Here is a 14,854-nt window from a genome sequence, read left to right as displayed (position 1 = left end):
GCCCGGCGTCCTGCGTCTCGTCTTTCGCTGCGGCCCCGGTCCCGCCCGCGCGGCGCGGGGCCCCGGGGCTACGCCTCCGGGGTGTCCGGGGTGTCATCCTCCGGCGGAGCCGCGGCCGGGGGCTGTGCGTCCTCCCCGGACGGGTCCGGCTTGCGCCGCGGCGGGCGCGTCAGGCCGCTGGTGGTGTCCCGCAGGTACGACCCGTCGCCGGGGCCCGCCTCCGGGCCCGGACCGGCCGCCGGGTCACGGCGCCGCAGGTACCGCTCGAACTCGCGGGCGATGGCGTCGCCCGACGCCTCCGGCAGGTCGGCCGTGTCCCGGGCCTCCTCCAGCGTCTGGACGTACTCCGCCACCTCGCTGTCCTCGGCGGCCAACTGGTCCACGCCCAGCTGCCACGCCCGAGCGTCCTCCGGCAGCTCGCCCAGCGGGATCCGGATGTCGATCAGGTCCTCCAGCCGGTTCAGCAGCGCCAGGGTCGCCTTCGGGTTCGGCGGCTGCGAGACGTAGTGCGGCACCGCCGCCCAGAGCGAGACCGCGGGTACACCCGCGTGCGTGCACGCCTCCTGGAGGATGCCGACGATGCCGGTCGGGCCCTCGTACTTGGTCTCCTCCAGGTCCATCGTCCGCGCCAGGTCGGCGTCCGAGGTGACCCCGCTCACGGGCACCGGGCGCGTGTGCGGGGTGTCCCCGAGCAGCGCGCCCAGGATGACCACCATCTCCACACCCAGCTCGTGCGCGAAGCCGAGGATCTCGTTGCAGAACGAGCGCCACCGCATGGACGGTTCGATGCCCCGCACCAGCACCAGGTCGCGCGGCTTCGCGCCGCCGATCCGCACCACCGAGAGCCGTGTGGTCGGCCATGTGATCTTCCGTACCCCGTTGTCCAGCCACACCGTCGGCCGGTTGACCTGGAAGTCGTAGTAGTCCTCGGCGTCGAGCGCCGCGAACACCTCGCCCTTCCACTCCCGGTCCAGGTGCGCGACCGCACCGGAGGCCGCGTCACCCGCGTCGTTCCAGCCCTCGAACGCGGCCACCATGACCGGGTCGATCAGCTCGGGCACGCCCTCAAGCTCGATCACCCAGGTCTCCTTCCGAAGTTCCCCTTGTGTACGTGGGTCAGCCTAAGCCTTGGGACGACGCGAGCCACAGCCCACGACAGAGGGGCGGTTCCCCTCGGAACCGCCCCTCTTCCCCACCTGCGTGAGAGCTATGCCCTGCGGCCCAGCATCTCCTCGACCCGGGCGCGCACGGCGGCGTCGTCCAGGCCGCGGACGGTGACGGTGGTGCGCCGGCGCAGCACGTCGTCGACCGTCTCGGCCCACTCGTTGTCCCGGGCGTAGGCGACCTGCGCCCAGATCTCCGGGCCGTCCGGGTGGATGCGCTCGGCCAGTTCCGGGTCCTCGTTGGCGATGCGGGCGATGTCGAACGCCAGCGAGCCGTAGTGGGAGGCCAGGTGGCGCGCGGTCAGCGGGTCCATCCGGGAGCCGGGCTCGCGGTCCACGAGGAGGCGGTGGGCGACCGCGTTCGGGTTGGCGACACCGGGCAGCGGGACCCGCCGCACGAGCGACTTGACCGGCTCCATGTCCTCGGTCAGCGGGCTGCCCGGGAGCTTCGCCAGCTTGTCCATGACCACGCGGCCGATGTGGCGGTACGTCGTCCACTTGCCGCCGGCCACCGACAGCATGCCGCCGGCGCCCTCGGACACGACGGTCTCGCGCTTGGCCTTCTCGACGCCGCCGGGGCCGCCGGGCAGCACCCGCAGGCCCGCGAAGGCGTACGTCATCAGGGAGCGGTCGAGGTCGGCGTCCTTCACCGAGAACGCCGCCTCGTCCAGGATCTGCTGGATGTCGGACTCGGTGGCGCGCACGTCCGCCGGGTCGCCCTCGTACACCTCGTCCGTGGTGCCGAGCAGCAGCTGGTCCTCCCACGGGAGCGCGAAGGTGATGCGGTACTTGTCGATCGGGGTGGCCATGGCGGCCTTCCACGGCGACTTGCGCTTCATCACGATGTGCGCGCCCTTGGAGAGGCGGATGGACGGCATCGAGTGCTTGTCCTCCATGCGCCGCAGGTGGTCCACCCACGGGCCGGTGGCGTTGAGCACGACGCGGGCGTCGACCCCGAACTCGGTGCCGTCGAGGCGGTCCTTGAGCTCGGCGCCGGTGACCCGGCCCCGCGTCGTGCGCAGCCCGGTGACCTCGGCGTGGTTGAGGACGACCGCGCCGGACTCGACGGCCGCGCGGACCGTCATGACGGCGACGCGGGAGTCGTTCATCTGGTGGTCGTAGTAGACGGCGACGGCCTTGAGGTTGTCCGTCTTCAGACCGGGGTTGTCGGCGACGGCACGGGCGGGCGATATGACCTTCCCGATGCCGTCGCCGAAGGCGGAGAGCGCCGAGTAGGCGAACACGCCGGCGCCCAGCTTCGCGGCGCCGACCGGACCGCCCTTGTAGACGGGCAGGTAGAAGGTGAGCGGGTTGACCAGGTGCGGGGCCACGTCCTTGGCCAGCACCCGGCGCTCGTGGTGGTTCTCGGCGACCAGCTTGACCGCGCCGGTCTGCAGGTAGCGCAGACCGCCGTGGACCAGCTTGGAGGAGGCCGAGGAAGTGGCGCCGGCGAAGTCGCCGGCGTCCACCATGGCGACCCGCAGACCCGACTGCGCGGCGTGCCAGGCCACCGAGGTGCCCAGGATTCCACCGCCGATGACCAGCAGGTCGTACGTGGCCTTGGCCAGCTGCTCACGGGTCTCGGCGCGGCTCGCGTTCGAGCCGGCGGTCGGGTGCGAACCCAGTGCGGGAACGCTCTGCAGGCTGCTCATATCCCTTGACTCCTACTTACTCGTCGATTGCGCCGGCCGTGCGGTCAGCTGGCGTCTTCGTCGTCGACCCAGCCCATGGACCGCTCGACGGCCTTGAGCCAGCTCTTGTACTCGCGGTCCCGCTGCTCGGCGGGCATCCGCGGGGTCCACTCCGCCGCGCGGCGCCAGTTGGCGCGCAGGGCGTCGGTGTCGGGCCAGAAGCCGACGGCCAGGCCGGCGGCGTAGGCGGCGCCGAGGCAGGTGGTCTCGGCGACCATCGGGCGCACCACGGGGGCGTCCAGGAAGTCCGAGAGCGTCTGCATCAGCAGGTTGTTGGAGGTCATGCCGCCGTCGACCTTGAGGGCCGCGAGCTCGACGCCCGAGTCCTTGGTCATGGCGTCGGTGATCTCGCGGGTCTGCCAGGCGGTGGCCTCCAGGACGGCACGGGCGATGTGCGCCTTGGTGACGTACCGGGTGAGGCCGGCGATCACGCCGCGGGCGTCGGAGCGCCAGTACGGGGCGAACAGGCCCGAGAAGGCCGGCACGAAGTAGGCGCCGCCGTTGTCCTCGACGGAGGAGGCCAGCGTCTCGATCTCGGCGGCGGACTTGATCAGGCCCATCTGGTCGCGCATCCACTGGACGAGCGAGCCGGTGACGGCGATGGAGCCCTCCAGCGCGTAGACCGGCTTCGCGTCGCCGATCTGGTAGCCGACCGTGGTCAGCAGGCCGCTGTAGGAGTTGATGATCTTGTCGCCGGTGTTCATGAGCATGAACGTGCCGGTGCCGTACGTGGACTTCGCCTCGCCCTCGGCGAAACAGGTCTGGCCGAACAGCGCGGCCTGCTGGTCGCCGAGCGCCGAGGCGACCGGGACGCCGGCCAGCACGCCGTCCTTGACGTGGCCGTAGACCTCGGCGGAGGACTTGATCTCCGGGAGGACGTTGAGCGGGACGCCCATGGACTCGGCGATCTTGTCGTCCCAGGCCAGGGTGTGCAGGTTCATCAGCATGGTGCGCGAGGCGTTGGTGACGTCGGTGACGTGCACGCCGCCCTGGGCGCCGCCCGTGAGGTTCCAGATGACCCACGAGTCCATGGTGCCGAACAGGATGTCGCCGGCCTCGGCGCGCTCGCGCAGGCCCTCGACGTTGTCGAGCAGCCAGCGGACCTTGGGGCCGGCGAAGTAGCTCGCCAGCGGCAGGCCGGTCTCGCGGCGGAAGCGGTCCTGGCCGACGTTGCGGCCGAGCTCCTTGCACAGGGCGTCGGTACGGGTGTCCTGCCAGACCAGCGCGTTGTGCACCGGCTCGCCGGTGTTCTTGTCCCACAGGAGGGTGGTCTCGCGCTGGTTGGTGATGCCGACGGCCTTGACGTCCGCGGACGTGAAGCCCGGGATGTCCTGGGCGGCCTTGGTGATGGCGCCGGCGACGACCTCCTGGACGTTGGTCCAGATCTCGGTGGCGTCGTGCTCGACCCAGCCCGGCTTCGGGAAGATCTGCTCGTGCTCCTTCTGGTCGACGGCGACGATGCGGCCGTCGCGGTCGAAGACGATGCAGCGGGAGGAGGTGGTGCCCTGGTCGATCGCGGCGATGAAGGGGCCGGTGCTGCTGGTCATGATGGCTGCTCCTGGCAGGTCTGGTGAGTAGGCGGAATCAGGAAAGCGGTGCGGATCTTGCGATCACTGCCGATGCTGATCAGGCGAACGCGATGTTGTACAGACCACCGGCGATGACGGCACCGACGAGCGGGCCGACCACCGGGATCCAGGAGTATCCCCAATCCGAGCCGCCCTTGTTGGGAAGCGGCAGCAGGGCGTGGACGATGCGCGGGCCGAGGTCGCGCACCGGGTTGATGGCGTAGCCGGTCGGGCCGCCGAGCGAGAGGCCGATGCCGACGACGACGAACGAGGTGATCAGGACGCCGATGACACCGAGGCCCTTGCCGTCGTCCTGGAGGCCCTGGGTCAGGATGGCCAGGATCAGGACGACCGTGCCGATTATCTCGGTCGCGAGGTTCTGCACGACGTTGCGGATCTCGGGGCCGGTGGAGAAGACCCCCAGCACGGGGCCGGCCTGGTCGTGCGGGTGGGCGTCCTCGGGGCCGAGCTTCGCGTCGCGGATGTGCTCGGGGTCCGCCAGGTGCACGCGGAACTGGCCGTAGTAGGTGATCCACATCAGGACCGCGCCGAGCATGGCGCCCAGCAGCTGTCCGGCGAAGTAGACCGGCACATCGCCCCAGGCCCCGTCCTTGACGGCGATGCCGACGGTGACCGCCGGGTTGAGGTGCGCGCCGGACAGGGGGGCCGAGACGTACGCGGCGATCAGGACGGCGAAGCCCCAGCCGAACGTGATGGCCAGCCAGCCCGCGTTGCGGGCCTTGGAGCTCTTGAGTGTCACGGCGGCGCACACGCCGCCACCGAGCAGGGTGAGCAGGGCGGTACCGATGGTCTCGCCGATGAAGATGTCGGAGCTGGACACCCGCGACTCCTTTGCCTAACAGGGGTGGGCGGACACCGGGTCCCTCCGGTGGTTCCGCGCACTCGGTGAGTGCTGCACCGGTCCTTGGCCTTGTCACACCCTAGCGCGTATTGCCGGTAGGTGTTCGACAATGCCGACCGATGAACGGCAGTTTTCCGCCCAGGTGAAGAACGCGTCAAGGGTTGGTCGGGCCAAAGTGTCGGATCGTTACCGCTCGGTGCGATCGACCAAATCCAGCCACCCCATGGTCGGGATATGGCGAAAAGTAGGCAGAATGCGGCCAAGGTGTGGCCTGGAAGGGGCTACGAGAGGTCTAGAACCGGCCCGCGCCGAGATCGCGTGAAACCGAGCGCGCGCAGTCCCGCACGGACGCCACGAGGGACGCGCGGGGCTCCCCGCCCTCACCGCAGACCCGTTCGACGGCCCCGGCGACGGCCACCGCGCCGACCGGCATCCGCCGCCGGTCGTGGATGGGCGCGGCCACCGACGCGACGCCGTCCCAGGTCTCCTCGATGTCGCAGGCCCAGCCGCGGGCACGGGTCAGTTCCAGCACCTCCTCGAAACCGGCGCCGTCCGTGACCGTCCGGGGGGTGAACGACTCGCGCTCCACCTCCACGGCCTGCGTGTGCGCGACAGGGTCGTAGGCGGACAGCACCTTGCCCAGGGCGGTCGAGTGCAGCGGCTGCATGGCTCCCACCTCCAGCACCTGGCGGCTGTCGTCGGGCCGGAACACGTGGTGCATGATCAGCACCCCGCTCTTGTGCAGCACGCCCACGTACACGCTCTCGCCGCTTGCGCGGGCCAGGTCGTCCGTCCACACGAGGGCGCGGGCGCGCAGCTCGTGCACATCGAGGTAGCTGTTGCCCAGGCGCAGCAGCTCCGCGCCCAGCTGGTAGCGGCCCGAGGCCGGGTCCTGCTCCACGAATCCCTCGGCCTGCAGCGTCCGCAGGATGCCGTGGGCCGTGCCCTTGGCCAGGCCCAGGGAAGAGGCCACGTCGGAGAGTCCCAGCCGGCGCTCCCCGCCGGCCAGGAGCCGCAGCATCGCAGCTGCTCGTTCGAGCGACTGGATGTTCCGTGCCATCGCGCAGCCTCCTGCTGACGTTGCTGTACTGACCATGGTGATGCGGTTCGACAATGCTGAACAGTATCGGTCGATGCCGACCTCTCGCAGAATCGGCCGGGACTTCGGCACCCCCGCCGACCCGGCGACCCGCGCGAGCCCCCCGCCACAGAATGCAGTCCGCCACGTGGGACACCCGCACCGGGGCGGGGGCCCCGCGGTTACCCTGACCGCGTGCACCCTTGACACCGAGGGGGTGCAAAGCCGACAGCCGTCGCATCCCAGGGAGCACATCCATGGCCTCGTTGCCGAACCCGCCCGCCGATCACCAGACCCGCGCCGACGCCCTTCGGGAGGCGCTGGCCACCCGCGTGGTCGTGGCCGACGGAGCCATGGGGACGATGCTCCAGGCGCAGGACCCCACCCTGGAGGACTTCCAGCAGCTCGAAGGCTGCAACGAGGTGCTCAACATCACCCGTCCGGACATCGTCCGCACGGTGCATGAGGCTTACTTCTCCGTGGGCGTGGACTGCGTCGAGACCAACACCTTCGGCGCCAACTTCGCCGCCCTCGCCGAGTACGACATCGCCGAACGCAATTTCGAGCTCTCGGAGTCCGGCGCCCGCATCGCCCGCGAGGTCGCGGACGAGTTCACCGCCGCCACCGGGCAGCAGCGCTGGGTCCTCGGCTCCATCGGCCCCGGCACCAAGCTGCCCACCCTCGGCCACATCTCGTACGCGCAGATCCGCGACGCCTACCAGACCAACGCCGAGGGCCTGCTCACCGGCGGCGCCGACGCGCTGATCGTCGAGACCACCCAGGACCTGCTCCAGACCAAGTCCTCCATCATCGGCGCCCGCCGCGCCATGGAGGCGCTCGGCGTGAGCGTCCCGCTGATCTGCTCCGTCACCGTCGAGACCACCGGCACCATGCTGCTCGGTTCGGAGATCGGCGCGGCCCTGACCGCGCTGGAGCCGCTGGGCATCGACATGATCGGCCTGAACTGCGCCACCGGCCCCGCCGAGATGAGCGAGCACCTGCGCTACCTGGCCCGCCACTCCCGGATCCCGCTGTCCTGCATGCCCAACGCGGGCCTTCCCGTCCTGACCAAGGCCGGCGCGCACTACCCGCTGAGCGCCCCCGAGCTGGCCGACGCCCAGGAGACCTTCGTCCGCGAGTACGGGCTCTCGCTGGTCGGAGGCTGCTGCGGCACGACGCCCGAGCACCTGCGCCAGGTCGTCGAGCGCGTCCGCGGCACGGCCGTCACCGCGCGCGACCCGCGCCCCGAGCCCGGCGCCGCCTCGCTGTACCAGACCGTGCCGTTCCGCCAGGACACCGCGTACATGGCCATCGGCGAGCGGACCAACGCCAACGGCTCGAAGAAGTTCCGCGAGGCCATGCTGGAGGCCCGCTGGGACGACTGCGTGGAGATGGCACGCGACCAGATCCGCGAGGGCGCGCACATGCTCGACCTGTGCGTGGACTACGTGGGCCGCGACGGCGTCGCCGACATGCAGGAGCTCGCCGGCCGCTTCGCCACCGCCTCCACCCTGCCGATCGTCCTGGACTCCACCGAGGTCCCCGTCCTCCGGGCCGGCCTGGAGAAGCTCGGCGGCCGCGCCGTCATCAACTCGGTCAACTACGAGGACGGCGACGGCCCGGAGTCCCGCTTCGCCAAGGTCACCCAACTGGCCCAGGAGCACGGCGCCGCGCTCATCGCGCTGACCATCGACGAGGAGGGCCAGGCCCGCACCGCCGAGCACAAGGTCGCCATCGCCGAACGCCTCATCGAGGACCTGACAACCAACTGGGGCATCCGCGAGTCGGACATCCTCATCGACACGCTGACCTTCACGATCTGCACCGGCCAGGAGGAGTCCCGCAAGGACGGCGTCGCCACGATCGAGTCGATCCGCGAGCTCAAGCGCCGCCGCCCGGACGTCCAGACCACGCTGGGCCTGTCCAACATCTCCTTCGGCCTCAACCCCGCGGCCCGCGTCCTGCTGAACTCCGTCTTCCTCGACGAGTGCGTCAAGGCCGGCCTGGACTCGGCGATCGTCCACGCGAGCAAGATCCTGCCGATCGCCCGCTTCGACGACGAGCAGGTCGGCACCGCCCTCGACCTGATCTACGACCGGCGCGCCGAGGGCTACGACCCGCTGCAGAAGCTGATGGCCCTCTTCGAGGGCGTCAACACCAAGTCGCTCAAGGCCGGCCGCGCCGAGGAGCTCCTCGCGCTGCCCCTGGACGAGCGCCTCCAGCGCCGCATCATCGACGGCGAGAAGAACGGCCTGGACGCCGACCTCGCCGAGGCCCTCCTGACCCGTCCCGCCCTCGACATCGTCAACGACACCCTCCTGGAGGGCATGAAGGTCGTCGGCGAGCTGTTCGGCTCCGGCCAGATGCAGCTGCCCTTCGTGCTCCAGTCCGCCGAGGTCATGAAGACGGCGGTGGCCTACCTCGAACCCCACATGGAGAAGGTCGCCGACGCCGACGGCAACGTCGGCAAGGGCACGATCGTGCTCGCCACCGTCCGCGGCGACGTCCACGACATCGGCAAGAACCTCGTCGACATCATCCTGACCAACAACGGCTACAACGTCGTGAACATCGGCATCAAGCAGCCGGTCTCCGCCATCCTCGAAGCCGCGCAGGAGCACAGGGCCGACGTGATCGGCATGTCCGGGCTCCTCGTGAAGTCGACGGTGATCATGAAGGAGAACCTGGAGGAGCTGAACCAGCGCAAGCTGGCCGCCGACTACCCGGTGATCCTCGGCGGCGCCGCCCTCACCCGCGCCTACGTCGAGCAGGACCTCCACGAGATCTACGAGGGCGAGGTCCGCTACGCCCGCGACGCCTTCGAGGGCCTGCGCCTCATGGACGCCCTCATCGCCGTCAAGCGCGGCGTCCCCGGGGCCTCGCTGCCCGAGCTCAAGCAGCGCCGCGTCGCCAAGGGCGCGGGCGCGGTGCTCCCGGTCGACGAGCCGGCCGAGCCCGGCGGCCGCTCCGACGTCGCCGTCGACAACCCGGTCCCCACCCCGCCGTTCTGGGGCACCCGGGTGGTCAAGGGCATCCCGCTCCGGGACTACGCCTCCTGGCTGGACGAGGGAGCCCTCTTCAAGGGCCAGTGGGGGCTCAAGCAGGCCCGCGCCGGCGGGGCGACGTACGAGGAGCTCGTCGAGAGCGAGGGGCGCCCGCGGCTGCGCGGCCTCCTGGACAAGCTGCACACCGAGAACCTCCTGGAGGCCGCGGTCGTGTACGGGTACTTCCCCTGCGTCTCCAAGGGCGAGGACCTGATCATCCTGGACGAGCAGGGCAACGAGCGGACCCGCTTCAGCTTCCCCCGCCAGCGCCGCGGCCGCCGCCTGTGCCTCGCCGACTTCTTCCGCCCGGAGGAGTCCGGTGAGACCGACGTGGTCGGCCTCCAGGTCGTCACCGTCGGGTCGAGGATCGGCGAGGCCACGGCCAAGCTCTTCGAATCCGACTCCTACCGCGAGTACCTGGAGCTGCACGGCCTGTCCGTCCAGCTGGCCGAGGCCATGGCGGAGTACTGGCACGCCCGGGTCCGCGCCGAGCTCGGATTCGGCGCCGAGCTCGGATTCGGCGCCGAGGACCCGTCCGCGGTCGAGGACATGTTCGACCTCAAGTACCGGGGCGCCCGCTTCTCCCTCGGCTACGGCGCCTGCCCCGACCTGGAGGACCGCGCGAAGATCGCCGACCTCCTCCAGCCGGAGCGGATCGGGGTCCACCTCTCGGAGGAGTTCCAGCTCCACCCGGAGCAGTCCACCGACGCGATCGTGATCCACCACCCCGAAGCGAAGTATTTCAACGCACGCTGACGCGGACCGACGTACACTTGTCGGTCCCATCCAGGCCGGTCGCCTGTTCTCCCGGTTACGCCCGCGGGGAAGAGGTGACCGGCCTTCTCGTCCCTTCCGAGAGGTGCGCGCATGACAAGTACTGTTCCCGCCCCCGTCGCCCGTACGGCCGACGACTCCGCCCTCCAGGCGGTGCTGCTCGACATGGACGGCACCCTGGTCGACACCGAGGGCTTCTGGTGGGACACCGAGGTCGACGTCTTCGGCGAGCTGGGCCACCGGCTCGACGAGTCCTGGCGGCACGTGGTCGTCGGGGGCCCCATGAGCCGCAGCGCGGCCTTCCTGATCGAGTCCACCGGCGCCGCGATCACCGTCGGCGAGCTGAGCGTCCTGCTCAACGAGCGCTTCGAGGCGCGCATCGCCGACCGGGTCCCGCTCATGCCCGGCGCCGAGCGGCTGCTGGCCGAGCTGGCCCGGCACAACGTGCCCACCGCCCTGGTCTCCGCCTCGCACCGCCGCGTCATCGACCGGGTCCTGCTCTCCCTGGGCCGCGACCGGTTCAGCCTCACCGTCGCCGGGGACGAGGTGCCGCGCACCAAGCCCCACCCCGACCCGTACCTGCTGGCCGCGCAGGCCCTGGGCGCGCACCCCTCGCGCTGCGCCGTCATCGAGGACACCGCCACCGGCGTGGCCGCCGCCGAGGCCGCCGGATGCCGGGTCGTGGCCGTCCCCTCGGTCGGACTGATCGCCCCCGCCCCCGGACGTACGGTCGTGGGCTCCCTTGAGGACGTGGACCTGGCGTTCCTGCGCTCGCTCATCAGCCCGCTGAACTGAGCACTCCGGACGCCGCCCGGACCCGGAACCGGCCGCGGAACCGGACGCGCCCAGGACGCCGCGCGAACGAGGCCGCCCGAGCGAACGAGGCCCCGCGCGCCGCAGACACGCGCTGCTCACGGCCCGCGCACGCTCCGTACCGAACGGAAACCGGCGGCCCCGTCATCGCACGGGAGGATCTTCCGCCGGACGCCCCGGAGGCTGAAATTCCATCCTTCCCGGGGCGGTTGTTCAGGGTGACCTTGGTCACCCGAAAAGCCCCCTTACGGACGAACCGCCGGCCCCCGCGCCTTCCTTTGTGTCCGCATTGATCAGCTCCTGACCCCATCTGCGCGAAGCCTCACGGGAACAGACGGTCCGCGCCCATCACCGTGCGATTACGTCCCGAGTCCTGCCAGTTCCAGCCATCCCGTCCCAGGCCACTAATGTCGACGACGGCACTGCGCCGCACCTCAGCCGACCCGGACACACACCCCTGTGCCGGTCCGGCGTGGACCGATCGTCACATCACCGGCCCGATCGTTCCGCCCTGAACGGGCGACCGCCGCGAAGTGCCCTTCACGCCGCTTTGAACAAGTGCCGGTTACAGGGAGTACTTCCAGCATGAACCGCAAGACCATGGTGCTGACGGCCGCGGCCGGACTGCTCACCCCCGCGCTGGCCGCCTGCGGCAGCGCGAGCGGCGGAGGAGCCGGATCCGGAGGGATCGTCGTCGGGACCACCGACCGGTTCGAGGCCGCAGACTTCGCTCCCGCACCCTTCGACCCGGCCCACGCCTACGACGCCGGCGCCTGGAACATCCTGCGCCAGACCGTCCAGACGCTGATGCACACCCCGCGCGGCGGCGGCCAGCCCGTCCCCGAGGCCGCCTCCGACTGCCGCTTCACGGACACCGGCAACGAGAGCTACCGCTGCACCCTGCGCCCCGGGCTGAAGTTCGCCGACGGCGAGCCGCTCACCGCCGAGGACGTCAAGTTCTCCATCGACCGCGTCCTCGCCATCAAGGACGAGAACGGTCCGTCCTCGCTGCTCTCCACCCTCGACACCGTCGAGGCCAAGAGCGCCGACACCGTCGTCTTCCACCTCAAGACCCCGGACGCGACCTTCCCGAACAAGCTGTCCACCCCCGCCGCGGGCATCGTCAGCGCCAAGCACTACGACGCCCGCAAGCTCCGTCCCGGCTTCGCCGTCGACGGCTCCGGCCCGTACACGATGAAGCCCGAGGTCAGGGACGGCCGCCTGGTGCGCGCCGTGTTCAGCAGGAACCCGCACTACAAGGGCGACCTCAAGCTGCAGAACAGCAAGGTCGAACTGCGCACCTTCCCGGACTCCGCCGCCGTGGGCAAGGCCCTCACCGACGGCTCCGTGCACATGGTCTCCCGCACCCTGTCGCCCACCCAGATCACCGAGTTCTCCGCGGCGCCCCCCAAGGGCGTCAAGCTGGTCCCGATGCCCGGCCTGGAGATCCGCTACCTCGGCTTCAACACCGAGGCCCCGGTCGTCAAGGACAAGGCCGTACGCCAGGCCCTCGCCGCCGCCGTCGACCGCAACGCGCTCATCTCCAAGGTCTACGGCAAGGCCGCCCAGCCGCTGTACTCCCTGGTCCCCACCGGCGTGCCCGGCCACGTCAACTCCTTCTTCAACAAGTACGGCGAGGCCAACACGCCCAAGGCCGCCGCGCTCCTGAAGGATGCCGGGATCAAGACCCCCGTCAAGCTGACGCTGAACTACACCAGCGACCACTACGGCGACGGGACGGCCGCCGAGTTCGAGGCCCTCAAGGCCCAGCTGAACTCCACCCAGCTCTTCGACATCACCGTCCAGGGCAGCGAATGGACCGAGTTCAGGCCCGCGCAGAAGAAGGGCGACCACGCCGCCTACGGGCTCGGCTGGTTCCCCGACTACCCCGACGCGGACAACTTCCTCGCCCCGTTCCTGGAGCAGGACAACTTCCTGGGCACGCCGTACGCCAACAACACGGTGCGCACCAAGCTCATCCCGGAGTCCCGGCGCGCGGTCGACCGTACGGTCGCCGCCCCCGCGATCACCGAGATGCAGGACATCGTCGCCGAGGACGTACCCGTCCTGCCCCTGTGGCAGGGCAAGCAGTACGTCGCCGCACGCGACGGGATCACCGGAGTGGAGTGGTCGGTCAACGCCATCTCCGACCTCCAGCTGTGGGAGCTCGGCCGCGGTGTCAGCGGCTGAGACCGGCGGTAACCGGCAGCGGGTGTCGCAGGCCGGCGCAACGATTCGTTCAAAACCGAGAAGGACGTTCGCGTGATGAGACGTAACCAGTGGCTGGCGGCCCCGCTCGGCGCGGCCACCGCAGCCGCGCTGCTCAGCGGTTGCGGTTCGACCGATGGCTCCAATGCCGGCAGCGGCAAGGGCGTGGTCATGGGCATATCCGACAAGGTGAAGTCCACCGACCCGGCCTCGGGCTACGACCCCGGCTCCTGGCTGCTCTTCAACAACGTCTTCCAGTCGCTGATGGCCTTCCCCAAGGGCGGCACCACCCCCGAGCCCGACGCCGCGCAGGCCTGCAACTTCGAGGGCGGCGACAGCAAGGTGTACAAGTGCACCCTGCGCCCCGGCCTGAAGTTCAGCAACGGCAACAGCCTGACCGCGAAGGACGTCAAGTTCTCCTTCGAGCGCACGCTGAAGATCAACGACGCCAACGGCCCCGCCGTGCTGCTGTCGTCGATCGACACCATCGAGGCCCCGGACGACACCAACGTCACCTTCCGCCTCAAGACCTCCGACGCCACCTTCCCGAGCAAGATCGCCTCGGGCGCGGGCGCCATCGTCGACCACCGCGAGTACCCGGCCGACAAGCTCCGTACGGACAACAAGGCGACCGGCTCCGGCGTCTACAAGCTGGACGCGTTCAGCGACAAGAGCGCCAGCTTCTCCGTCAACAAGTCCTACAGCGGCAAGGCCAAGGCCAAGAACACCGGCGTGACGCTGAAGTTCTTCAACGGCGACCAGGCCGCCCTCAAGTCGGTCCTGGAGAGCGGCGACGTCGACTTCGCCTTCCGCGGCCTCGCCGCCAAGGACATCGCGGGCCTCGCCGCCGTCAGGACCGGCGACCAGAAGGTCGACGTCGTCCAGGGCACGGGCGCCGAGGTCGAGCACATGGTCTTCAACGTGAACGACCCCGTCGTCGGCAAGCTCCCGGTCCGCAAGGCCATCGCCTACCTCGTCGACCGCGAAGCGCTCGTCAAGGACGTGTACGCCGGCACCGCGACCCCGCTCTACTCCATCGTCCCGGCCGGAATCGCCGGACACACGACGCCGTTCTTCGACCGCTACGGCGGCAGCCCGCAGCCCGAGAAGGCCAAGGCCGTCCTCAAGGCCGCCGGCATCAACGGCAAGGTCAAGCTGACCCTGTGGTCCACGCCGTCCCGCTACGGCCCCTCCACGGACCAGCAGTTCCAGGTCATCGCCAAGCAGCTCAACGACAGCGGCCTCTTCGAGGCCGACATGAAGTCCGTCGAGTTCGAGCAGTACGAGAAGGACATCGCCGACGGCAAGTACGGCGTGTACGTGAAGGGCTGGGTGCCGGACTACCCCGACGCCGACAACTTCACCCAGCCGTTCTTCGGCCCCGACAACGTCCTGCGCAACAACTACGACAACAAGGAGATCACCGGGACGATCATCCCGTCGACCTCCGCGAAGTCCGACCGCACCTCGGCCAACGTCGACTACAACCGGCTCCAGGACATCGTCGCCGACGAGGTCCCGATCCTCCCGCTGTGGCAGGGCAAGCAGTACGCCGTGACCCGCGAGAACGTCAACGGCCTCCAGTGGTCGCTCGACGCCTCCACCGTCTTCCGCTTCTGGGAGATCAGCAAGGGCTGAGCCACGCACGACGGG

At 70.1% G+C, this 14,854-nt stretch carries 9 protein-coding genes; 4 read left to right on the top strand and 5 right to left on the bottom strand.

What is annotated here, in order from left to right; genetic code table 11:
- Positions 1–68 precede the first annotated feature (68 nt).
- The 5 genes from ACFWUQ_RS14305 to ACFWUQ_RS14285 all read right to left on the bottom strand — a co-directional run bounded on the left by ACFWUQ_RS14305 (position 69) and on the right by ACFWUQ_RS14285 (position 6,344).
- Positions 69–1,079 (bottom strand): PAC2 family protein, encoded by a 1,011-nt coding sequence (locus tag ACFWUQ_RS14305; protein ID WP_384537464.1) that lies wholly within the window; start codon positions 1,077–1,079, stop codon positions 69–71.
- Positions 1,080–1,207: 128 nt separating this feature from the next.
- Positions 1,208–2,815 carry an FAD-dependent oxidoreductase gene (locus tag ACFWUQ_RS14300; protein ID WP_384537462.1) on the bottom strand — a complete coding sequence of 536 codons (1,608 nt, stop codon included), beginning with the start codon at positions 2,813–2,815 and terminating at the stop codon, positions 1,208–1,210.
- A 44-nt stretch (positions 2,816–2,859) separates the two neighbouring features.
- Positions 2,860–4,401, bottom strand: coding sequence for a glycerol kinase GlpK (glpK, locus tag ACFWUQ_RS14295; RefSeq protein WP_384537460.1), 1,542 nt, complete (start codon positions 4,399–4,401; stop codon positions 2,860–2,862).
- A 79-nt stretch (positions 4,402–4,480) separates the two neighbouring features.
- A complete protein-coding gene (locus tag ACFWUQ_RS14290; protein ID WP_384537458.1) occupies positions 4,481–5,263 on the bottom strand; it encodes an MIP/aquaporin family protein in 783 nt (260 codons plus the stop codon).
- Between the two features lie 313 nt (positions 5,264–5,576).
- Positions 5,577–6,344 carry an IclR family transcriptional regulator gene (locus tag ACFWUQ_RS14285; RefSeq protein WP_384537455.1) on the bottom strand — a complete coding sequence of 256 codons (768 nt, stop codon included), beginning with the start codon at positions 6,342–6,344 and terminating at the stop codon, positions 5,577–5,579.
- Positions 6,345–6,619: 275 nt separating this feature from the next.
- Here ACFWUQ_RS14285 and metH point away from each other — a divergent pair, with 275 nt between their 5' ends.
- The 4 genes from metH to ACFWUQ_RS14265 all read left to right on the top strand — a co-directional run bounded on the left by metH (position 6,620) and on the right by ACFWUQ_RS14265 (position 14,839).
- Positions 6,620–10,162, top strand: a complete 3,543-nt coding sequence (metH, locus tag ACFWUQ_RS14280) for a methionine synthase (protein ID WP_384537453.1) — start codon at positions 6,620–6,622, stop codon at positions 10,160–10,162.
- A gap of 111 nt (positions 10,163–10,273) precedes the next feature.
- On the top strand, positions 10,274–10,975 hold the full coding sequence (locus ACFWUQ_RS14275; protein ID WP_384537450.1) for an HAD family hydrolase: 702 nt from the start codon (positions 10,274–10,276) through the stop codon (positions 10,973–10,975).
- Positions 10,976–11,578: 603 nt separating this feature from the next.
- Positions 11,579–13,183, top strand: coding sequence for an ABC transporter substrate-binding protein (locus tag ACFWUQ_RS14270; protein ID WP_384537447.1), 1,605 nt, complete (start codon positions 11,579–11,581; stop codon positions 13,181–13,183).
- Between the two features lie 75 nt (positions 13,184–13,258).
- On the top strand, positions 13,259–14,839 hold the full coding sequence (locus tag ACFWUQ_RS14265; protein WP_384537446.1) for an ABC transporter substrate-binding protein: 1,581 nt from the start codon (positions 13,259–13,261) through the stop codon (positions 14,837–14,839).
- The last annotated feature ends 15 nt before the right edge of the window (positions 14,840–14,854 follow it).

Source organism: Streptomyces sp. NPDC058662 (assembly GCF_042716255.1).
GTDB lineage: Bacteria > Actinomycetota > Actinomycetes > Streptomycetales > Streptomycetaceae > Streptomyces.
This window is presented reverse-complemented; position numbering and strand designations above follow the sequence as displayed.

Bases quoted from the DNA above. Each gene is read 5' to 3' on its own strand.
- ACFWUQ_RS14275 (WP_384537450.1), top strand. From the start codon at position 10,274: ATGACAAGTACTGTTCCCGCCCCCGTCGCCCGTACGGCCGACGACTCC.
- ACFWUQ_RS14285 (WP_384537455.1), bottom strand. From the start codon at position 6,344: ATGGCACGGAACATCCAGTCGCTCGAACGAGCAGCTGCGATGCTGCGG.
- glpK (WP_384537460.1), bottom strand. From the start codon at position 4,401: ATGACCAGCAGCACCGGCCCCTTCATCGCCGCGATCGACCAGGGCACC.
- ACFWUQ_RS14300 (WP_384537462.1), bottom strand. From the start codon at position 2,815: ATGAGCAGCCTGCAGAGCGTTCCCGCACTGGGTTCGCACCCGACCGCC.
- ACFWUQ_RS14265 (WP_384537446.1), top strand. From the start codon at position 13,259: ATGAGACGTAACCAGTGGCTGGCGGCCCCGCTCGGCGCGGCCACCGCA.
- ACFWUQ_RS14270 (WP_384537447.1), top strand. From the start codon at position 11,579: ATGAACCGCAAGACCATGGTGCTGACGGCCGCGGCCGGACTGCTCACC.
- metH (WP_384537453.1), top strand. From the start codon at position 6,620: ATGGCCTCGTTGCCGAACCCGCCCGCCGATCACCAGACCCGCGCCGAC.